This window comes from Alkalibacterium sp. s-m-28, assembly GCF_054658175.1.
Genome location: NZ_BAAGIQ010000524.1, coordinates 1 through 220 on the forward strand (window position 1 = coordinate 1; position 220 = coordinate 220).

Sequence of the window (220 nt, forward strand, 5' to 3'; positions counted from 1 at the left end):
ATAGCCTACGGCATTTGGATCAACAGTTGGTCAACCCAAACTTAAAAAAAGTGATTGATATTGAGTCCATTAGCTATTCTCAATTATCCCGTGCCCTGCGAAAGATGGAACCCTCTGTATTGATGGAGATTTTCACGCAATTACTTTCACTGGTTCATGAAAAAACAGTGGTGCAATCAAACGAAAGAGTGTTTCTAATTGATTCGTCCACTTTTTCACT

Annotated in this window: 1 pseudogene; it reads left to right on the plus strand. The window is 38.6% G+C overall.

Annotated elements, in window-relative coordinates:
- Nucleotides 1–220 (plus strand): annotated as a pseudogene (locus ACYQ4S_RS13115) (IS4 family transposase); the annotation flags it as partial.